We start from the raw sequence: 22018 nt of genomic DNA on the forward strand, positions 1-22018 counted from the left end.
AATTGATTGGAGAGTGCAAAAAATGGAAAGTAATAGTACGAGAGTTGCAAAGATAGCTGCTAAAATGGCTATATGTGATAGACATGAAGAAGAGCATTTAAAGAAAGTATATGCAGAGAAAGGAATTAAAGTTACCGCAGTAAATGTGGGTGGAAATATAAACTCATCAATATCTAAAATACTCGAAAGTGCATTAGTTGCTGCAAAAAGAAACGAGTTAATAAGGGAAGAGCATTTGCATGAAGGTGCTGTTATAGGTGCAACTAGAGATGCGGTTATTCAAGTTGCAAATAGAGCAAATGGCCAAAACGTAGGTGGAAAAATCGGAATAGCTAGAGGTGGAGAACATATTTCAGTATGCATATTCTTAAGTATTGGACTTCTACACTTAGATGAAGTAGTTATAGGAATAGGGCATAGGGCATTGCCTTTATAGCAGGTGACAATTAATAGTATTAAATATTATTTATGGGATGGTGATAAAATTATGTTAAAAAAATTTAATGTCACTGGAACTTGTATTCCTAATAAACATTACATTGTGGATATTTCGAAAAAAATAGATAAAATAATGAAGCTTATTGATGGTGAAGAGTATTTTGTAATAAATAGACCAAGACAGTATGGGAAAACTACAACTTTATTTTTACTAGATAATAAGTTAAAGGAATCAGAAGATTATTTTCCTATAAAGATAAGCTTTGAAGGTATAGGCGATTTGATTTTTGAGGATGAAAATAGGTTTAGTAAAGGTTTTATGAAAATATTAGAACGTACAATTGAATTTGAAAATGTTGAATTATCAAAATTTATTTCTTTTAATAAAGAAAGCGTAGAAACCTTAGATGATTTATCTTATTTTATAACTAAACTTGTTAGAGAAATAAACAAAAAAGTAGTATTAATGATAGACGAAGTTGACAAAAGCAGTAATAATCAATTGTTTTTGAGTTTTTTAGGAATGCTTAGAAACAAATATCTTCTTAGAAGTGAAGGAAGAGACTATACTTTTCATAGTATAATTTTGGCTGGTGTTCATGATGTTAAAACTCTAAAAGTTAAAATAAGAAGTGATGAAGAACATAAATATAACAGCCCTTGGAATATAGCTTCAGATTTTGAAGTTGATATGAGCTTTTCAAAAGAAGAAATAATGACTATGCTTGAGGATTATGTAGAAGATAAAAAAGTTATATTAGATAAAGAATACTTTTCAGAAAAGCTTTATTTTTATACAGAAGGATATCCATTTTTAGTAAGCAAGTTATGCAAGATAATAGATGAGAAGATAATGAGTGATAATGAATTTGTTTGGGAAAAGGAATATATGGATTTAGCTGTAAAAGAAATATTAAAAGATAGTAATACTAATTTTGAGAGTCTTATTAAAAATATAGAAAACAATGAGGAACTATATGATTTTGTTAAAAGAATAGTATTAGATAATGAAAATATAAATTATATAAAAACAGATAATATAGTAAGTTTAGGAAGTATATACGGTATTTTAAAAGAAAAAGATGGAGTTTGTAAAATAAATAATAAGCTTTATGAGCAATTGATTTATAATCATATGATGATGAAAGTAATAAGGCAGGATAAGAAACAGGAAAGCTAGATGAGGAGCTTGTAAATTTCAGTGAAAAACAAAAAAGAATAATACAAGTATACTGCTGATTTACGTATATGAAAGAAAAGGGGCTGTCATTAACGGATTCTAATCCGTTAATGCGACAGCTCCTTTTTTGATAATCCTATATATGAAGAAAATAGTAATTCTCAACCTGACAACTTCATCATTCATTAATTGTGAACTGTGCATTGTGAATTGATGTATAATTTTTATACTAAAAAACTAAAAAAGCTTGCAAAGTAATGGTGGCAACTTTACAAGTATTTCAAAATATGATATCATAACTTAAAAGATTTATAAATTATTATCAATTTATTTGAATATTTATCATAAATATAGATATATAATTATGATTGTATTTATTGAGAAGGTAGTTGGCATTTTGGAGTATAGTAGGAAATTGATAATAAGAATATAGTAGGAGGATAGAAATATGGTAGGAAAAAAGAAAGCAGCCATGCTGCTATGTACAGTTTTAGTTGGAGGAATTCTTGCAGGATGCGGAAAGAGTGCAACGGATTCTAATAATGGAGGTGCTGCATCATCGGCAGTAAAAAATATTGGAGTAATTCAGTTAGTTCAACATGATGCGTTAGATGCGTCTAACAAGGGATTTGTTGATGGACTAAAAGAAAAGGGATATGAAGAAGGTAAAAATATTAAAATTGAACAGCAAAATGCTCAAGGTGAACAAGCTAATGCGCAAACAATTGCTAAGCAGTTTACAGATGCAAAGAAAGATTTGATTTTTGCGATTGCAACACCAGCAGTTCAAGCCGCTTATAATTCAACTAAAGATATTCCAATAATATTCACAGCAGTAACAGATCCTGTTAAAGCAGAAGTAGCAAAGGATTGGAAGAGCTCGGGAACAAATGTTACAGGTACATCAGATAAAGTTCCTGTGGACAAGCAAATAGAATTATTAAAAAAATTACTTCCAAATGCTAAAACAGTAGGAGTAATTTATAACACTTCAGAAACAAATTCTGTAACTCAAGTTGATGAGCTTAAAGCAGCGGCAGATAAACAAGGCTTAGCAGTAAAAGAAATTGGTGTTACAAATGTTAATGAGATAAATCAAAATTTAGCAAGTGCTTTAGGTCAAATAGATGTATTATATACACCTACAGATAATACAGTTGCTTCAGGATATGCGTTAGTAGGTAAACTTTGTTTAGATAAAAACGTTCCTATAATAGGTGCAGAAGAAGCAGTAGTAACTAAAGGTGGACTTGCTTCTATAGGAATAGATTACTACAAACTAGGAAAAGAAGCTGGATATAAAGCAGCAGAAGTTTTAGATGGAAAGAAACCATCAGATGTTGAGATAAGCACATTAAGTGATATGTCATTTACTATAAATACTGATGTAGTTAAGAAATTAAATATAACACTTCCAGCAGATATCGAATCAAATTGTAAAAAAGTAACTGGAGGCGTTGAGTAGTGGGTGTTTTAATAAATATTTTAGAACAAGGGCTGCTATTTTCATTAGTTTCAATCGGAGTATATATAACTTATAAAATTTTAGATTTTCCTGATTTATCAGTGGACTCTACATTCCCACTTGGGGCTGCAATTTCCGCAGCTCTTTTGGTAAATGGGGTTAATCCGTGGATTAGTATAATAATAGCAACCTTAGGTGGAGCGATAGCTGGAGGAATAACAGCATTTTTGCATGTTAAGCTTAAAATAACAAATTTAATGGCTGGAATATTAGTAATGATAGGGTTGTATTCTATTAACTTAAGAATAATGGGAAAAGCAAATGTTCCATTATTTAATACCCCTAATTTATTTAAGTCATCAATTCCGGCTATAGTAGTAATTTTAATAATGGTTATTGTAGTTAAAATACTATTAGATTTATATTTAAAAACTAAATCAGGATTTTTGCTTATAGCTGTTGGTGATAATGAACAAGTAGTTTCATCTCTTGGAGTAAATAAAGATTTAGTTAAGGTGTTAGGTCTTATGATAAGTAATGCATTAGTTGCACTGGCTGGGGCACTAACTGCTCAATATCAAGGATTTAGTGATGTTGGGATGGGAACTGGTACTGTTGTAATGGGGCTTGCAGCAGTAATTATCGGAACATCATTATTTGAGAGGTTGTCTTTTGTTAAAGTGACTACCTTATCAATACTAGGGGCAATCATATACAAGGCGGCAATAGCAATAGTATTAAAACTTGGATTAAATGCCAATGACTTAAAATTAATGACAGCTATAATTGTAGTTATAGCATTATGTTCTAATAGCGGTGTCTTGAAATTTAAGAAAAGAAAATCTGTTATAGGAGGTAGTGCTAAAGATGTTAAAAGTGAAACAACTATCCAAAGTGTTTAATCAAAATACAATAAATGAAAATAGGGTTTTTGATAGATTATCATTGGATGTTAAACAAGGTGACTTCATAAGTATAATAGGTTCAAATGGAGCAGGTAAATCAACATTATTAAATATGATATCTGGAACTCTTGAGGCGGATTCAGGATCAATATTATTAGATGGTGATGAAGTTATTAATAAACCTGAATACGCAAGATCAAAGTCCATTGGGAGAGTTTTTCAGAACCCATCAATGGGTGTAGCACCTAATATGACAATATTAGAAAATATCGCTCTTGCAGATAATAAAGGGAAATCCTTTGGGCTTAGCTTTGGGATAAATAAAAAGAGGATAGATTATTACAAAGAGATGGTAAAAGAACTTAATTTGGGGCTTGAAGATAAGCTGTATAATAAAGTACAACTTTTATCAGGAGGACAGAGACAAGCTTTAACTCTGCTTATGTCAGTAATGTCTAAACCGAAATTATTATTACTAGATGAGCATACAGCGGCACTAGATCCTAAAACATCAGAAATAATAATGGATATAACAAGAAATATCGTAAAAGACAGCGGAATAACAACTCTTATGGTTACACACAATCTTAAACATGCTCTTGAAAATGGTAATAGACTTTTCATGATGCATAGAGGCAAGATTTTAGTTGATGTCAAAGGTGAAGAAAAAGAAAAATTAGATAATAATAAACTTCTTGGACTATTTGAAAAAGCTAATGGAGCAGAAGCTCTAAGTGATAGAACTTTATTTGGATAAACTACCGAAATAAGGGGCATGCATTTACTCCAGTTGCTAAGGATTTAGATGGATGTTTCTAAGAGTATAAGTTGTACCCAAAATGCTAGCCTCAAAAGTAAATTTTGAACTAGCATTTTAGAACAACTTATAATCAAGAAACATAGCCATCAAAATCCTAGATGCAACATTCCGTAAAAGCATGCCCCTTATTTCTAGTGTAGGTATAAAGTAAAGTTATATAGTATTAAAACTCCACTTGTTGCAGCTTATTTTCAAATGCCTGCTGCATAAACATGTATCTCATTTCTGTTTTATGTATGAATAAAGTTTTGTGGGAATAATATTTTTTGAGAATCGGACTATGGATTTCTAAAAGTAAAAGTTGCATCCATTTTTGCATGCTCCTGAGGCAAAGCTCAGGACAAGCAACAATGGAACAACGTCTACTTGAGAAATCCTATAGCTCTTTTCTCAATGCAACACTACGCAAAAGAATAACTTTTCTTTCTAGTATAGATAATCACTTGAAATTTTTTCCTTATTTTTTGTATTTAAATAATGTTAATATCCTAGATGCAACATGACCTAAAAGCATGCCCCTTATTTCTAGTTTAGATATAAAATAAATTAAAATTCCATTAAAAAATAATAACTATAATGAAGTGGTAAGAAACTTATAGATCTTACTGCTTATTTTTGTTACATATATATCGAAACAAATAACTCCTCATGATGATTCAAAAAAATATCCCAAGAATTATATCCCTAATAGCGAATTGTGCACTGTGAATTGTGCATTGTGCATTGAAGTAAGTATTGTGCATTGAAGAATGTGAATTTTATAAAAAAACATAACAAGTTTAATTACAAAATATAACTTATAGAAAAATTAGTGTAAAATATTTTGTTTTTTTATGTCTAATTCAAATACTAAGTATAATATAAGAAAAAATTATGATATAATGGTAAATAGTGATGTTATTAAATTTAATTAACTATTTAGGGGGAATATTTTTTTGAGAAGATTAATGAAATTAATGATGTGTGTAATTTTAGACTAAACCTTTACGACTGATTATTTGAAAAAATGATTTAAACAGAAAAAAAATGGTACATGCATTTAAAAATAGAAATTATAGGGAGTTTGACAGATGAACGAAGAAAACATAAGAATTGAAGAATCCATTAGGATCGAAGAAATAATAAATATATTATTAAAAAGATGGAAGATGATACTTTCAATAACTTTACTTGCAACATTAACGGCCGGAATTATTAGTTTTTTTGTAATTGCACCAAAATATGAAGCAAGCACAAAGGTATTTATAGGTAAAGAAAAGACAGATAGCAAGGATCAAAATTATAATAATAGTGATATTCAAATGTATCAGCAATTATTAAAAACTTATGCAGAAGTTATAAAAACTAATGCCTTAGTTGAGAAAGCTATTAATGCTGAAGGCTTTGATCTGACTTCTAAGGATGTACTTAATGATTTGACTGTTACACCAGCAGCGAATACTCAAATTTTGGAAATAAAATACATAAGCAAGGATAGAAATTTAAGCAAAGAAGTACTAGATTCTATAACAAATCAATTCATAAAAACATCTACAGAGCTTATTCCAAACGGTAATGTAAAAATAGTAGAGCCTGCAGAATTGCCTGAAAATCCAGCTAGCCCTAATAAGAAATTAAATATTGCTATTGCATTTTTACTTGGACTTATGATAAGCGTTGGATTAGCATTTTTATTAGAATTTTTAGACAATACTTTTAAGACTAAGGATCAATTAGAACAAATATTAGGAGTTCCTGTTATAGGTGCAATTCCTGAAGATTTGGAATAGGGGGATAAGAGATGTTTTCAGCAAAAAAATTACATAAAGCAGTAGCTAATCAAGACTATAGAGGCTTTGTAGTTGAAAAAAAGCCAAAGTCAATAGTATCAGAAGCTTATAGAACATTAAGAACAAATATTCAGTATTCATCTTTCGATAAGACAATTAAAAGTATTGTAGTTACTAGTGCGGAAGCAGCAGAAGGAAAATCTACTGTATCAGGTAATCTTGCATTATCTTTTGCTCAAAATGAGAAGAGAGTTATAATAGTCGATTGTGATTTAAGAAAACCTTCGGTTCATAAGAATTTTAAACTATCAAACTTAAGTGGATTATCAGAAGTTCTTATAGGAAAAGAAGATTTAGATAATGTAATACAAAGTCGTAACGAAAACCTTGATATATTAACATCTGGTAAGATTCCGCCTAATCCATCAGAAATGTTGTCTTCAACTGCCATGACTAATTTGATACAAAAATTAGGAGAAAAATACGACATGGTAATTTTAGATAGTGCTCCACTTCAAGCTGTTACAGATGCTCAAATTCTTTCTACAAAGGTAGATGGAACTATACTTGTTGTAAGAGCACAAAGAACAAATAGAGAATCGGTAATTGATGCCAAGAATTCATTAACTAAAGTTGGAGCAAATATATTAGGAACTGTACTTCATGCAGTAGAAAATACTAGAGGTAAGTACTACTACTATTATGGAAGTAGTGAAGAAGGTAAATAAAGTAATATAGATTTACATAATGATCTACCGAAAGTAGAAACATTGTTATTTCGCAGGACTATGAAAATTTCGCTGAAAGTGTTAAATTGCAGGTTGCATCACTACTGCTTGCTCCCAATTTCATTGTGACAAGCAGTAGCTGAACAACCTACAATCAAGCACTTTTAACAGCTTATTTTCAAATGCCTGCTGCATAAAAATGTTTCAACTTTCTAGTGAGAATTCTATATGTAATATAAATTAGTTTTGTGAGTATATTTACCGAAAGAATAGGAACTGTGTTGTTTTGATATGCTAGAGAATGGGACTGTGAATTTATAATAGTAGAAGTTGCACCGATTTCTGGATGCTTCTACGATAAGTTTCTGAAAAAAGGAAACTCGACTCACATACGTTCGCTGAGGAAGTTCGAGAATCCAAATATAAAATTTGGACTCTCACTTCAAATTGAACAACTTCTACTGAAGAAATACCTACGGCTGCACTCTCAATGAAACACTGCACAAAGGAGTACCTCTTCTTTCTGGTATAGAGTATATTCAGGAATAGATATAGTTTGGAATATGGATATCTACTTGGACGGATATAGATAAATAATTATAATTTCTAGTAAAGACATGAATTCAAAGTTCTAGCAGATTTGTCTATCTAATAAGTAGAGGTTTAAATTGGATATATAATTACAGTTTAGCCTATAATGTAACACTTCCACAAAAGCAAGACCTTTCTTTCTAGTATAGAATATATTCAGGCATAGATATAGTTTGAAGTATGGATATCTACTTGGGTGGAATATAGATAAAAGATTATAATTTCTAGCGAATTTATTTATCTAATAAGTTGAAGATTTAAATTGGATATCTATGAAGATTAGTTTTGTGAGTATATTTACCGAAAGAAGATGGAAGCTGTTGCTTTGGGATGATTGATTTTTTATTTTAGAGGAGAGGGATAGTTATGATAGTTGATATTCATTCGCATATAATACCGGGGATTGATGATGGCTCTAAGGATATGGAAATGACTTTGGAGATGCTTAGAAATGCGGAAAAAGATGGTGTTAAGAAAATTGTGGCTACTCCTCATTATTTGCTTGAGTATGGAGAAGCTACAATTGATGAAGTTAGGAATTATGTGAAAGAAATTAATAATATTTTAGTAAAAGAGAACATAGATATAAAGATATATAGTGGTCAGGAAGTTTATTATACTGAAAAGATAATAGAATATTATATGCAGGGAAGTATTGGAACTATAAATGATTCTAGATATATGCTTATTGAATTTCCAATGAGAAAGTTTGATGAAAGTATATTTGATACCCTTTATGAACTCCAAGTAAGAAACATAGTACCAGTAATTGCACATCCGGAAAGATATATGCCTATTATAGAAGATCCTAAAAATATTAATAAATTTATTAATGAAGGGTATTTGTTCCAAGTAAATGCTGGAAGTGTAGATGGAAGATTTGGCGAAAAAGTTCAAAGGACAGCCAATATGCTCCTAAATAATGGTATATATAACTTTATAGGTTCAGATGCTCATAACATTGATAGAAGAAATACTGGTCTCAGTAAGGCTTTGGATTTAATAAATAAAAGTGAAATCAAGGATGTATTTAAAGATAGTTCTGAAAAAATGTTAAATAATAGGGAAATAAAGTTTTCAGGAGAGAAAATTAAAGAAAAAAAATCGATATTTTGGTTTTTAAAAAGATAAGTCCATTATTATATGTCTAACAATGGAAGAAATTTCATGGGATGGATTGTCGAATCAATATTAACAAATTATTAATTATGTGGTATAATCTGAGACAGAGAGACGTTGATCCATATGTTTATCTGGGCACTTTATATATGGTGAGTTATTAGTGCAACCGGCTTTAATTTAAATTAAAGGTGGTTGTTTTTTATGAATAAACAAGGGGAAGTTTATTTTGTTAAAAATAATACGGTTTAGGGGGAGTAGTATGCAGCAGTTAGAATTTAACAGTGAGGAAGTTTTGTTTAAAGAACAACTGGAAACGGAAGACAGCAGAATAGGATATTGTTTTTTAAAGAGAACTATGGATGTGGTTTGTTCATCTATTGGACTTATAATTTTAAGCCCAATATTTTTAGTTACAGCTATTTTAATCAGATTAGAATCTGAAGGGAGCTCAATCTTTTCACAAGAGAGAGTTGGAAGAAATGGGAAAAAATTTAGAATGTATAAATTTAGATCTATGGTGGCTAATGCAGAAGAGCTAAAGGACAAGCTAAGTGCTAAAAATGAAATGAACGGACCTATGTTTAAAATGAAAGAAGATCCAAGAGTAACTAAGGTGGGAAGGTTTATAAGAAAAACAAGTATAGATGAACTACCACAATTAGTTAACGTCTTAAAAGGTGAAATGAGTTTAGTTGGACCGAGGCCATCACTTCCAAAAGAAGTAGTAAAATTCGAAGATTGGATGATGGAGAGATTAACAGTTAAACCAGGACTCACTTGCTACTGGCAGGTGTCTGGAAGAAGCGATATTGGCTTTGAAGATTGGATGAGATTAGATGTTAAGTATGTTAGAGAGAGAAATACTCTAGTTGATATAAAGTTAGTTTTAAAAACATTTGGGGTGTTTTTGGGTGATGAACATGCAAGATAGGGGAAGTAATATGAAAATAGTAGTAGCAGGAACAGGATATGTAGGATTGGTTACAGGAGCATGTCTTTCAGAAGTTGGGCACAGTGTGACTTGTGTAGATATTGATGAAAAAAAGGTTCAAAAGATGAGACAAGGGATTTCGCCTATATATGAACCAGGATTAGATGAACTTTTAAAAAGAAACCATGATGAAGGAAGATTAGACTTTACAACAGATTACATTAATGCTTATAAGGATGCTGATTTAGTATTTATAGGAGTCGGTACTCCAGAAAGAGAAGATGGTTCAGCTAACTTAGATTATGTGTTTAACGTTTGCAAGCAGATAGCAGAGAATGTAGAAAAAGACTGCTTAGTGGTAGTTAAATCAACAGTGCCAATAGGTACTAATGATAAGGTAGAGGAGTTTTTAAAGGAAAACGTAAAAAATAATGTTCATATAGAAGTAGCATCAAACCCAGAATTTTTAGCTCAAGGAACAGCAGTTATTGATACATTACATGCCAAAAGAATAGTGATTGGTGTTGAATCAAAAAAAGCAGAAAATATTTTAAGAGAAGTTTATAAAAGATATAATCAGCCAATAGTTGTAACAAATAGAAGAAGTGCAGAAATGATAAAATATGCTTCAAATGATTTCTTGGCACTTAAGATTTCTTTTATGAATGAAATAGCTAACTTTTGCGAAATAGTTGGAGCAGATGTAGAAGATGTAGCTAAAGGAATGAGTTTTGATCCGAGAATAGGAGATAAATTCTTAAAAGCAGGAATTGGATATGGCGGATCATGTTTTCCTAAAGATACAAAAGCACTCCATTGGTTAGCTAATGATAATGGATACGAATTGAAAACAATAAAAGCAACAATTGAAGTAAATCAAAATCAAAAATATAAACTATTTAGAGCGGCAAAACAAAGATTTGGTTCTCTAAAAGGATTAAAAGTAGCAGTCTTAGGCTTGACATTTAAACCGGGAACTGATGATTTAAGAGAAGCTCCATCAATACCTAATGTTAGAAGGTTATTAGATGAGGGAGCAGAAATAGTAGCTTACGATCCAGTAGGAATTGATAATTTTAAGAAAGTTTATCCAAATGAAATAGAATACGTAAATACACCAGAAGAAACATTAAAGGGTGCAGATGTTGCATTTATATTTACAGAATGGGATGAAATAAAAGAAGTAGATTTAAATGTATATGTAGAATTAATGAAGACTCCTGTTGTGTTTGATGGGAGAAATTGTTATGCAATAAATGAAGTTGAAAAATTTGGTGTAGAATATCATTCAGTTGGAAGACAAGCTGTTCTGAATTTGGAAAGTGATTTGAATGGAGAAGTTGCAACGACATTAGAGTAATATAAGGGGATTTTAAATAATGAAACATGTATTTATCATAGGTTCAAAGGGGATACCAGCAAAATATGGAGGGTTTGAGACGTTTGTTGAAAAACTAACAGAAGGACAAAAAAATAAAGAAATAAAATATCATGTTTCCTGTTTAGCAGATAATTCTAAAGAATTTGAGCATAATGGAGCAAGATGTTTTAATGTGAAAGTTCCCAATATAGGTCCAGCAAAAGCAGTTTATTATGATATAAAGGCATTAAAAGGAAGTATTAATTATATAAGAGCAAATAGCATAAAAAACTCAAAAGTATATATCTTAGCTTGTAGGATAGGACCATTTGTTGGTCATTATAAAAAAGAATTGAAAAAGCTAGGTGGAACTTTAATTGTTAACCCAGATGGACATGAGTGGAAAAGAGCAAAATGGAATAAAGCTATAAGACAATATTGGAAGATATCTGAGAAATACATGGTTAAACATGCAGATTTATTAGTATGCGATTCAAAGAATATTGAAAAATATATAAAAGAGGATTATAAGCAATATAATCCTAAAACAACATTTATAGCGTATGGAGCAGATATGGGAAAATCAAAATTATCTGATGATGATCCTAATTTACTTGAATGGTACAAAGAAAAAAGTGTTACGAAGAAAGAATATTATTTAGTTGTTGGTAGATTTGTTCCTGAAAATAATTATGAAACTATGATAACTGAATTCATGAAATCAAGCACAAATAAAGACTTTGTTTTAATAACTAATGTAGAGAAAAATAAATTTTATGAAGAATTAAGAAAGAAAACAAGCTTTGATAAAGACAAAAGAATAAAGTTTGTTGGCACTGTTTATAATCAAGAATTATTAAAAAAGATTAGAGAAAATGCATATGGGTATTTACATGGACATGAAGTTGGAGGGACTAATCCATCTCTTTTAGAAGCGCTAGCTACGACTGATTTAAATCTCTTATTAGACGTTGGATTTAATAGAGAAGTTGGGGAAGATGGAGCTTTATATTTTACAAAGGAAAGTGGAAATTTAGCAACATTAATAAATATGTTGGAAACATATGATGAAGTTGCTGCTACTATTTATGGAAATAATGCGAAACAACGAATTAATAAAGAATATACATGGAATAAAATAATTAATGATTATGAGAAATTATTCAATAAATTTTAAAAGAATTTAACCAATATTTATGGGGGATAGTATGAATATTTTACATTACTCACTAGGCCTTCCGCCATATAGAACCGGTGGACTAACTAAATACTCATTTGACCTAATGAAAGAGCAAGCGATAAATGGAGAAAAAGTATACCTACTATTTCCAGGCAAGATAACTTTTCTTGATGGTAGAACTAGCATTAGGTATTATAAAAATGAATCGGGGATAAGAGCATATGAAATAATAAATCCTTTACCAGTTCCATTGCTAAATGGGATCTCTAAACCACAAAATTTTATGAAGTCTTGCGATAAAAAAATATTTAAAGATTTTTTAATAGAGAATGCTGTAGAGATTGTTCATATCCATACATTAATGGGATTGCATAAAGAGTTTTTGGAGGCTTGCAAAGATTTAAATATAAAAATAGTATGTACTACTCATGATTATTTTGGACTTTGTACTAAAGTGAACTTTATAGATGATCAGGGGAATCTGTGTGAAGAGAAGGAATTGGAAAGATGCCTGAAATGCAATAAATCAGGCTATAGCATGGAAGCAATGAAAATGTTACAGTCGCCAACATATAGATTTATTAAGAATAAGGGGATTATTTCTAAATTAAAGCCATTAGCAAAAAGGATAAGAGATAATAAAAAGACAAGTTTAGTTCAGCACAATATAGAATTAAAAACTAAAAAAGAAGATAAAAATTTATATATTAAGTTGGCAGACTATTATAAACATATGTTTGGATACGTTGATGTTTTTTTATTTAATAGTACAGTAGCTAAGGAAGTCTATGATAAATATCTTGATAAAATTAATGGCGAAATAATATCAATTACACATGGAGATATAAAGGATAATAGAAAGATAAAAATATATAATGATAAGGATAAATTAAAATTAACATATTTAGGACCTGATAGAAAGCATAAGGGTTTTGATTTACTGATGAATGCAATTAAAGAACTAAATAAGGAATATAAATCAAAAATAGAATTAAATCTATATGGTGATATACAGAAGAGAGAAGTAGATGATAACATAAAAATTCATGGTAAATATTCATATAGTCAGCTTAATGATATTTTTGATAATACGGATTTATTAATAGCTCCAAGCATATGGAATGAAACTTTCGGATTCATTGTATTGGAAGCAATAAGTTATGGGGTGCCGGTAATGGTTACGAATATGGTTGGAAGTAAAGATATTATAATTAGTGATAAATTTCCTAAAGGTATAGTTACTAAAGTCGATAAAGAAGAATTAAAACATAAAATTATTGAAGTTATTAATGATAGAACTACTTTAGAGTATTTTAATAAAAATGTATTAGAAGATAGTTTTAATTTTAATATGCATACTCATTTAGAGAATATAAAAGTAGTGTACAAGAAAATATAGGGGAAATACATATGGTAAGGATTTTAGAATTTTTTATTAGAAGAATAAAAGGAAGCGATTTTAAGTTAGATAAAGAGATAAGTTTAAATTATATTCTAGGTATAGTAATTTCTATGATGGTTAATTTGATTAGAGGAAACATAAAATCACTATTCATTAAAAAGAAAAATGGCATGATTTTCATTGGAAATAGAAGCAAATTGAAAATGAAAAGAAAAATTATTTTCGGAAGTGGAATTAATATTGGGAGTAATGTAATTATTGATGCATTATCTAAGAATGGTGTTATATTGGGTAATAATATTAGAATTGGAGACTATTCAAGAATTTTATGTAGCGGGACTGTAAGAAATATAGGTAATGGAATAAAAATTGGTGATAATTTTGGCTGCGGTGAAAATTGTTTTTTTGGAGCTGCTGGAGGAATTGAAATAGGGAATGATGTTATTATGGGGCAAAGCGTGCGGTTTCACTCTGAAAATCATATTTTTAATGATATTAATGTTCCTATACGATTGCAAGGTGTAACTAACAAAGGGATAAAAATCGGTAATGACTGTTGGATCGGCTCTGGAGTTGTATTTTTAGATGGTGTAAATGTTGGAAATGGATGTGTTATAGGCGCAAATACTTTGGTTAATAAAGATATTCCAGATAATGCAATAGCAGTAGGGAGTCCAGTAAAAATAATTAAGTATAGAGAAGAAATTAAGAATGACTAAAAGAAGGGAGTGCTTCGTTAGTGAAAAAAATACTATATGTAAGGAATGGACCATATAAAGTTAATCCGAATTTATATAATCTGCAAGAAATTGGTTTTTGTAAAGCATTATGTAAAAAAGGGTTCGATTGCGATATAATATATTATTCTGATATCGATAAAGATGAAGAGATATATGTAGATAACTTTAATGGCAAAAAGATAAATTTGTTATGGAGAAAAGGGTATAAAATTTTAAGAACAGGAATTTATCCATCATTATTAAAAAAAGATTTTGTTAATAAATATGATTTGATAATAACTACTGAATATAGTCAAATTATGTCTTTATTATGGACTAGATATAATCCTAAAGTAGTGTTATATAATGGACCATATTATAATATGTTCAAAATACCATTTACTGAAAAGATTTATGATGTACTATTTACTAAAAAATTAAACAAAAATTTAGATAAAGTATTTACAAAATCAGATTTAGCTAAAGAATATTTGGAAAAAAAAGGGTTTGAAAATATTGATACTTTAGGGGTTGGATTAGATACGGATATTTTTGATAAAGTGAATAATCCAAGTGAAAAAGTAATTGAATTGCAAGAATTTATGAAGAAAAATAAAAGCGTATTATATGTTGGAAGCCTAATTGAAAGAAAAAATTTTAGATTTACATTACAAGTATTTGATAAAGTAAATAAAGAAAACCAAGAATTGAAACTTGTTATCATAGGAAAAGGAAAAAAAACTTATGTTGAAAAATCACTAAAACTTATAAGCGAAAATGCAAAAAAAAATATAGTGTTTGTTGATAAAATTGATAATAAATTTTTAAAATACATATATCCAGAAGCGGAAGTTTTCTTATTGCCATCTAAATTAGAGATATTTGGAATGGTATTATTAGAGTCAATGTATTTTGGAGTGCCAGTTATAACTAGTTTAAATGGAGGATCAAGTACGGTAATTGATAATAAAGTAAATGGTGTTATAATTGATGAATTTAATATTGACATTTGGGCAAGAGAAATATTAAATATATGTTCAGATCAACTGTATTCGAAAAAATTAAGAATAAATTCAAAAGATACAATTCAAAAAAAATACATGTGGGATAAGATAGGTGAAAGTTTTTTGAATAAGATAAATTAGATATATAGAAAGTTAAAGTCTTACAAATATTAATGGCTTTTTGTTTTTGATAAAAAGGAATATAAATAAAAATTTTTACTCAAATAATAAAATGTTTATCTGTTGGGGAAGTGAAGTTGTATTGCAATATATGACTTTTTATGATAATATAATTACTATTTAAAAATAGAGAGACTATTTTTACTGAAATATGACCTAAGTATTGAAATATATAGAAAATTAGAAAGTGAGTTATACGATGAAGGTTTGCTTTATAATATTACATTATTTAACAAGTGAAGATACAATTGAATGTGTTAATTCAATTATAAAAATGGAAAATTCAGAAAATATAAATGTCGTAATTGTTGATAATGCATCGAATAATGAGAGCATAGAAAAGGTACAGATGGTCTTTTGTGATAGAGAAGGAATATATTTTATTCTGAATAAATATAATTTGGGATTTGCTCAGGGAAATAATAAAGGTTATCAGTTTGCAAAAGATACACTAAAGTCAGACATAATTGTTATTGCGAATAATGATGTTGTTTTTTTAGATAGTTTATTTGTTTCAAAACTGGAAAAATCATTTGAAAAAAATGATTTTTATGTCTTAGGGCCAGATATCTTGTCGTTAGCAGATGGAAAACATCAAAATCCAATGGAAAAATTGCCACTCACCAATTATCAGGCAATTATAGAGCAGATTCGATACATCATCCTATATATACTTTCAAAATTTAGAGTATATGATTATTTGAAAAAAAATAATAAAATGCCAGAAAATAATAGAGTAAATATAAGATATAAAAAACCCTGTGAGAATATAATTCTGCATGGCTCATGTATTGTGTTTTCATCACTATACATTGAAAAAATGGATTACGCATTTTATCCTAAAACTTTTTTGTATATGGAAGAAATGATATTATTTCGGATTTGTAAGCAGAAAGGATTTAAAATGTATTATGACCCTAATATCCAAGTTTTGCATAAAGAAGATTCTTCTACAAATAAGAAAACAATAACAAACAAGAAAAAGAGAGAGTTTGTTTTTAAAAATATGATTATATCCTTAGGGGTATATAGAACGGTCATTTCTAAAATAAAAGATAATATATAATGAAATTTGTGATATAGGTGGAATTTAAAGTGAAGTATATGAATTATTGTTATTTAGCAGTATTGGTAATTATAATAATAGTATTTAAAAACAAATATAAAACTCTTCTAAATCCTATTATTATTTTTTATAGTGTTTGGGTATTAGTCATTGGACTACATTCTTTACATTTATATGGTCTTTATAGCGCATCACAACAAATATATAATTATATGTTTATTGGATTGCTCTTCTTTGCATTGGGATATTTTTTTATATGTGTGTTTAAAAGTAGATATAAAATAATATTTTTTACTAAATATAAAAAGAAAGAGTTATATACATTAAGGTATCATCTAATGTATATACTAGCAAGTATTTGTATTTTGTTTTTTTTAAGAAACTTTATAATATCGATAGCATTATTACTAAACGGGAATGGAATTGATACTATAAGAACTATGGCACAAGATAAAAATAGTATATTGCATAGTGACTCTAGCATTAATAATTTTATATATAATTTTATTGTTTTGCCATCTGCGACAGCTATAGAAGTTATTGCAGTAGTGGATTTTTGGTTTGGTAAAAAAAACAAATTATTATTTTTAATAAATATAATAATTATAATTATGCGTGTTATTTCTGATGGAGGAAGGACACCTTTATTTAATTTTGTTTTATATATGATAGGTTCTTATTTATTTTTAAGAGAAAACACTAAAAAAGAAAGTGAAAATATAAACTTTAATAAGAAAAAGCAGAAAAATAAGATAAAAAGGTACATGTTTATTGGTGTGATTTTTTTAGCGGGTTTGACTTTTTTGAGAAGTGGGGCATTAGCATTACGGCACTTGTATTTTTATTTTGCAATGTCTCCATATTTATTTGATCATTGGGCTAATGTAGTAGATGAAATGGGTATTACTTCCTATGGAACTGCTTCGATGAATGGATATATTTTCAGTATTTTTTATTTGATAAAAAACTGTTTAATTACTTCATATCCAGATTTTATAAAAAATGTGTATGATTTATTGGCTCAAACAGATAGTTCATGGCCAATAATTGCTGAAGGTGGGATTGCAGCAAATGCCTATGTATCAGCATTTTGGTTTTTCTACTTAGATGGAAGAGTTATTGGAATAATTATTGGGATGTTTTTATATGGATGTCTTGTAACCAGTATATATTTATCTACAAAAAGGAGTAAATCTATTAAAATGCTTTCATTATATCTTATTATGTCGCAAGGATTATTTTTTTCATTTATTAGATTTCCGTTTTCTAAAATATACTATTCATTAGCAATTTTAGTCATATTATTGATTGCTTATAAACCATTAATGCCAAGATATTTAACGGATAAGGTATAGATTATAGAAAAATGCAATGATATTCTAAATGGGAATTACAATATAAAATGATAGGAGTGAAAACTTTATGATAAACATAATTGAAAGCACAATTATATATGTACTATGTCCGTTTAAAACAAAAACTGGTGGTACTGAGTTATTACATCAATTAGTTTATGAATTAAATAAAAACGGGCATAATGCACACATTGTTTATGTTGGAGCTAATAGTAAACTTGTAAATAATGTTACATCAGGATTTGAAAATTACATAGATAAACCACTATATATAGATGAAATAATAGATTCTAAAGATAATATTTTAGTTGTTCCAGAAATATTTATGTTTGATATGAAAAAAAATTATAATAATATTCAAAAAATTTTATGGTGGCTTAGTGTTGATAATTTTGTTAAAAACAATGGAATGATTAATCATTTTAGGTTTTGGGGATTATTACGTACTATATCACATACAATAAAGCATCTTTATAAACTAAAGCCTATAAAGAACTTTTCAAGTTTTGCTGATTTACATTTGTGCCAATGTCATTATGCAATAGATTTTTTGGTTAAGTCAGGTGTCTCAGAAAATAGAATTGAATATCTTTCAGATTATATAAATGATATATATTTTAGCAAAAAAAGCTTTGAAATAGAACGGGAAGATATAGTATTATATAATCCTAAAAAGGGATATAATTTTACGAGAAAACTAATTGAAGCAGCACCAGATATAAAGTGGATCCCATTAATTAATTTAACAACGGATCAAGTACAAGAACTTTTGGCTAAGGGGAAGATTTATATTGATTTTGGAAATCATCCTGGAAAGGATAGATTCCCACGTGAAGCAGCTATTTCTGGATGTTGTATTATTACTAGTAAGAAAGGTTCTGCAGCTTATTATGAGGATGTTATGATTCCTGATAAATTTAAATTTGAATGTTCAGAAAAAAATATTAATTTAATAATTAGTGAAATTAAACAATGCTTATCAAATCATGATGAATATTTAGAATACTATAAGGAATATAGAGAGATGATAAAAAATGAAAAAGAAGTATTCTTAAATGATGTAATAAAAATTTTTGGAAAGGGATTCTTGTTATAGCATCGTATTCTTTTTTGAATAACATAAAAGAATATGAGTATTATATATAAATTTAAGAAGAACAAAAAATTCAAATATATTTTGAGTTATGTTTTTTAAAAAATTTAGCTAAATCTTAATATATAAAATTGAAATAATAAAAAATAAGGGGATATTATAATTATGTATGATTATTTGGTAGTTGGATCTGGTTTATTTGGCTCGATTTTTGTTTATGAGGCTAGTAAAAGAGGAAAAAAGTGCTTAATTATAGATAAGAGAAATCACATAGGGGGAAATATATTTACAGAAGAAATAGAGGGGATAAATGTTCATAAATATGGTGCTCATATATTTCATACAAGTAATAAAAGTGTTTGGGATTACATAAATACTTTTGCAGAATTTAATAGATATACAAACTCACCAGTTGCTATCTATAAAGATGAACTTTATAATTTACCTTTTAATATGAATACTTTCAATAAATTATGGGGGGTTAAAACTCCTGATGAAGCAAAGGCAAAAATAGGAGAACAAATTAAAGAAAGTAATATATCTTACCCTAGAAATTTAGAAGAGCAGGCAATAAGTCTTATAGGGAGAGATATTTATGAAAAACTAATAAAAGGATATACAGAAAAGCAATGGGGGGCTAAGGCTATAGATCTTCCTGCATTTATTATTAGAAGATTACCAGTTAGATTTACATATGATAACAATTATTTTAATGATAAATATCAAGGTATACCTATAGGTGGATATACTAAAATAATTGAAAAAATGTTAAGTGAAGTAGATATTAAGCTTTGTACAGATTTCTTTTCTAATAGAAAAGATTTAGAAGGATTAGCTGATAAAGTGGTATTTACTGGAATGATAGATGCATTCTATGATTATAAATTTGGAACCTTAGAATATAGAAGCTTAAAATTTGATACAGAAATTGTAGATAAAGAAAACTACCAAGGAAATGCAGTGGTTAATTATACTGAATATGAAGTTCCTTATACAAGAATTATAGAACATAAACATTTTGAATACGGTACTCAACCAAAAACTATAATAACTAAAGAATATCCTTCTACATGGAAAAAAGGTGACGAGCCATATTATCCTGTAAATAATGATAGAAATAGCGAGATTTATGCAAAATACAGAGAACTAGCAGATGCTGAGGAGAATGTTATATTTGGAGGAAGACTAGCTGAATATAAATATTATGATATGCATAATATTATAGAACAGGCATTAAAATGTGTTGAAGAGGAATTTAAAAATGAGTAAAAGTATAGCAAAGAATTTTATGTATAATTTGCTTTTGCAAGTTGTAACTTTATTGATGCCTTTAGTAACAGTTCCATATGTATCAAGAATATTAGGCAAAGAAGGGGTTGGATTATATAGTTATACACTTTCTATTGCTCAATATTTTGTTATTTTGGGTACATTAGGTATCTCTATGTATGGAAATAGACAAATAGCTTATGTAAGAGATGATAAAGAGAAAATGTCAAATACATTTTGGTCAATAACTTTTCTTAAAGTTATAACAACATGTATAGCTCTAATATGCTTCATTTTAATTTTCGGGTTTAATAGTGAATATGGAATCATTTATTTAATACAATCACTTAATATAATTGCTGCTATGATAGATATATCCTGGTTATATATGGGGCTAGAAGATTTTAAAAAAACAGTCACTAGAAATTTAATTGTAAAAATATTATGTGTATTAAGTATATTTATATTTGTAAAAAGTTATGACGATTTATATAAGTATATATTAATAAATGCATTTATGTCGTTATTTGGAAATTTAGTTATGTGGATGTATATTCCGAATGTTGTATTTAAGGTAAAGGTAAAAATTAAAGATATAAAAGCTCATATTATTCCTACATTACATTTGTTTATTCCACAAATAGCAATACAGATATATGCAGTTTTAGATAAAACTATGTTAGGTACATTAGCGAATACAGGTGAAGTCGGGCTTTATGAACAATCACAAAAAATAATTAAATTAACATTAGGGTTAGTAAGTTCATTAGCAGTAGTAATGATTCCAAGAATGAGCAACATATTTGCTAATGGTAATAAAGATAAGATGAATAAATATTTAAATTATAGTTTGCAATGTGTATCGTATGCTACTATACCGATGGCATTTGGACTAGCTTCCATTTCCAAAGAGTTTGTTCCTTGGTTTTTTGGAGCAGATTTTGAAAGTGTATCATATTTACTTATTATCCAAACACCTATTTTATTTTTTATAGCAATGAGCAGTGTAATGGGAACACAATATTTATTACCATCCAATAGAACGAAAGAGTTTACTAGATCTGTAACAGTAGGAGCAATAATAAACGTAGCTCTTAATTTTATTTTAATACCTAAATATAAAGCTATTGGATCATGTGTAGCAACTGTTGCAGCTGAATTTAGTGTAACGTTTATTCAATATATATATTTAAGAAACAATATTGTTGTAAAAAAAATATTTATAAGTATAGTTAAGTATATAATTGCATCAATAATTATGTTTATATTTGTCAGAATTATAGGAATACACTTTGGAGCTAGAATTGTAACTACAATGGTACAATTTATAGTTGGAGCGAGTACATATATAATAATTCTAACGTTATTGAGCGAAGAGGTAAATTTAATGATTTTTAAAATTATAATTTCTAGAATAAGAATAAAATAAATAAGGAGGGCG

Annotated in this window: 18 protein-coding genes, 1 pseudogene and 1 riboswitch; all 19 genes and pseudogenes read left to right on the forward strand. The window is 28.5% G+C overall.

Features of this window, described 5'->3' with window-relative positions; translation table 11 throughout:
• Positions 1–22 precede the first annotated feature (22 nt).
• The 19 genes and pseudogenes from PZA12_RS05775 (at position 23) to PZA12_RS05865 (ending at position 22006) form a co-directional block, all read left to right on the forward strand.
• Complete coding sequence (locus PZA12_RS05775) at positions 23–436, forward strand: HutP family protein (protein ID WP_103697848.1); 414 nt, start codon at positions 23–25, stop codon at positions 434–436.
• A 51-nt stretch (positions 437–487) separates the two neighbouring features.
• Positions 488–1576 (forward strand): annotated as a pseudogene (locus tag PZA12_RS05780) (AAA-like domain-containing protein); the annotation flags it as partial.
• A 490-nt stretch (positions 1577–2066) separates the two neighbouring features.
• Entirely contained in the window at positions 2067–3083 is a 1017-nt protein-coding gene (locus PZA12_RS05785; protein ID WP_039771287.1) for an ABC transporter substrate-binding protein, read from the forward strand.
• Positions 3083–3985 carry an ABC transporter permease gene (locus PZA12_RS05790; RefSeq protein ID WP_103697846.1) on the forward strand — a complete coding sequence of 301 codons (903 nt, stop codon included), beginning with the start codon at positions 3083–3085 and terminating at the stop codon, positions 3983–3985. The genes PZA12_RS05785 and PZA12_RS05790 overlap by 1 nt, the downstream gene beginning before the upstream one ends.
• A complete protein-coding gene (locus PZA12_RS05795; RefSeq protein WP_011968424.1) occupies positions 3951–4745 on the forward strand; it encodes an ABC transporter ATP-binding protein in 795 nt (264 codons plus the stop codon). The genes PZA12_RS05790 and PZA12_RS05795 overlap by 35 nt, the downstream gene beginning before the upstream one ends.
• Before the next feature lie 1133 nt (positions 4746–5878).
• Positions 5879–6577, forward strand: a complete 699-nt coding sequence (locus tag PZA12_RS05800; protein ID WP_103697845.1) for a YveK family protein — start codon at positions 5879–5881, stop codon at positions 6575–6577.
• Positions 6578–6588: 11 nt separating this feature from the next.
• Positions 6589–7305, forward strand: coding sequence for a CpsD/CapB family tyrosine-protein kinase (locus PZA12_RS05805; protein ID WP_077868884.1), 717 nt, complete (start codon positions 6589–6591; stop codon positions 7303–7305).
• Positions 7306–8262: 957 nt separating this feature from the next.
• A complete protein-coding gene (locus tag PZA12_RS05810; protein WP_103697844.1) occupies positions 8263–9027 on the forward strand; it encodes a tyrosine-protein phosphatase in 765 nt (254 codons plus the stop codon).
• Between the two features lie 89 nt (positions 9028–9116).
• Positions 9117–9199, forward strand: a riboswitch (cyclic di-GMP riboswitch).
• 78 nt (positions 9200–9277) lie between these two features.
• On the forward strand, positions 9278–9949 hold the full coding sequence (locus PZA12_RS05815) for a sugar transferase (protein ID WP_103697843.1): 672 nt from the start codon (positions 9278–9280) through the stop codon (positions 9947–9949).
• Between the two features lie 10 nt (positions 9950–9959).
• Positions 9960–11309 (forward strand): UDP-glucose dehydrogenase family protein, encoded by a 1350-nt coding sequence (locus PZA12_RS05820; protein ID WP_103697885.1) that lies wholly within the window; start codon positions 9960–9962, stop codon positions 11307–11309.
• Between the two features lie 19 nt (positions 11310–11328).
• Positions 11329–12486: a beta 1-4 rhamnosyltransferase Cps2T gene (cps2T, locus tag PZA12_RS05825; RefSeq protein WP_103697842.1), complete on the forward strand. Its 1158-nt coding sequence runs from the start codon at positions 11329–11331 to the stop codon at positions 12484–12486.
• Positions 12487–12517: 31 nt separating this feature from the next.
• Complete coding sequence (locus PZA12_RS05830) at positions 12518–13888, forward strand: glycosyltransferase (RefSeq protein WP_103697841.1); 1371 nt, start codon at positions 12518–12520, stop codon at positions 13886–13888.
• 11 nt (positions 13889–13899) lie between these two features.
• Positions 13900–14610: an acyltransferase gene (locus PZA12_RS05835; protein WP_103697840.1), complete on the forward strand. Its 711-nt coding sequence runs from the start codon at positions 13900–13902 to the stop codon at positions 14608–14610.
• A gap of 20 nt (positions 14611–14630) precedes the next feature.
• Positions 14631–15755, forward strand: coding sequence for a glycosyltransferase family 4 protein (locus PZA12_RS05840; RefSeq protein ID WP_103697839.1), 1125 nt, complete (start codon positions 14631–14633; stop codon positions 15753–15755).
• Between the two features lie 238 nt (positions 15756–15993).
• Positions 15994–16860, forward strand: coding sequence for a glycosyltransferase (locus PZA12_RS05845; protein WP_103697838.1), 867 nt, complete (start codon positions 15994–15996; stop codon positions 16858–16860).
• A gap of 38 nt (positions 16861–16898) precedes the next feature.
• On the forward strand, positions 16899–18215 hold the full coding sequence (locus tag PZA12_RS05850) for an O-antigen polymerase (protein WP_242984802.1): 1317 nt from the start codon (positions 16899–16901) through the stop codon (positions 18213–18215).
• A gap of 67 nt (positions 18216–18282) precedes the next feature.
• Positions 18283–19311 carry a hypothetical protein gene (locus PZA12_RS05855; RefSeq protein WP_103697836.1) on the forward strand — a complete coding sequence of 343 codons (1029 nt, stop codon included), beginning with the start codon at positions 18283–18285 and terminating at the stop codon, positions 19309–19311.
• 162 nt (positions 19312–19473) lie between these two features.
• Positions 19474–20577, forward strand: a complete 1104-nt coding sequence (gene glf, locus PZA12_RS05860) for a UDP-galactopyranose mutase (RefSeq protein ID WP_103697835.1) — start codon at positions 19474–19476, stop codon at positions 20575–20577.
• On the forward strand, positions 20570–22006 hold the full coding sequence (locus PZA12_RS05865) for a flippase (RefSeq protein ID WP_103697834.1): 1437 nt from the start codon (positions 20570–20572) through the stop codon (positions 22004–22006). Before glf ends, PZA12_RS05865 begins: the two co-directional genes overlap by 8 nt.
• Positions 22007–22018 lie beyond the last annotated feature (12 nt).

Source organism: Clostridium beijerinckii (assembly GCF_036699995.1).
Taxonomy (GTDB): domain Bacteria; phylum Bacillota; class Clostridia; order Clostridiales; family Clostridiaceae; genus Clostridium; species Clostridium helianthi.

Coding starts and splice junctions, on each gene's coding strand:
- PZA12_RS05775 (WP_103697848.1), top strand. CDS start 23: ATGGAAAGTAATAGTACGAGAGTTGCAAAGATAGCTGCTAAAATGGCT.
- PZA12_RS05785 (WP_039771287.1), top strand. CDS start 2,067: ATGGTAGGAAAAAAGAAAGCAGCCATGCTGCTATGTACAGTTTTAGTT.
- PZA12_RS05795 (WP_011968424.1), top strand. CDS start 3,951: ATGTTAAAAGTGAAACAACTATCCAAAGTGTTTAATCAAAATACAATA.
- PZA12_RS05800 (WP_103697845.1), top strand. CDS start 5,879: ATGAACGAAGAAAACATAAGAATTGAAGAATCCATTAGGATCGAAGAA.
- PZA12_RS05805 (WP_077868884.1), top strand. CDS start 6,589: ATGTTTTCAGCAAAAAAATTACATAAAGCAGTAGCTAATCAAGACTAT.
- PZA12_RS05810 (WP_103697844.1), top strand. CDS start 8,263: ATGATAGTTGATATTCATTCGCATATAATACCGGGGATTGATGATGGC.
- PZA12_RS05815 (WP_103697843.1), top strand. CDS start 9,278: ATGCAGCAGTTAGAATTTAACAGTGAGGAAGTTTTGTTTAAAGAACAA.
- PZA12_RS05820 (WP_103697885.1), top strand. CDS start 9,960: ATGAAAATAGTAGTAGCAGGAACAGGATATGTAGGATTGGTTACAGGA.
- cps2T (WP_103697842.1), top strand. CDS start 11,329: ATGAAACATGTATTTATCATAGGTTCAAAGGGGATACCAGCAAAATAT.
- PZA12_RS05830 (WP_103697841.1), top strand. CDS start 12,518: ATGAATATTTTACATTACTCACTAGGCCTTCCGCCATATAGAACCGGT.
- PZA12_RS05835 (WP_103697840.1), top strand. CDS start 13,900: ATGGTAAGGATTTTAGAATTTTTTATTAGAAGAATAAAAGGAAGCGAT.
- PZA12_RS05845 (WP_103697838.1), top strand. CDS start 15,994: ATGAAGGTTTGCTTTATAATATTACATTATTTAACAAGTGAAGATACA.
- PZA12_RS05850 (WP_242984802.1), top strand. CDS start 16,899: ATGAATTATTGTTATTTAGCAGTATTGGTAATTATAATAATAGTATTT.
- PZA12_RS05855 (WP_103697836.1), top strand. CDS start 18,283: ATGATAAACATAATTGAAAGCACAATTATATATGTACTATGTCCGTTT.
- glf (WP_103697835.1), top strand. CDS start 19,474: ATGTATGATTATTTGGTAGTTGGATCTGGTTTATTTGGCTCGATTTTT.
- PZA12_RS05865 (WP_103697834.1), top strand. CDS start 20,570: ATGAGTAAAAGTATAGCAAAGAATTTTATGTATAATTTGCTTTTGCAA.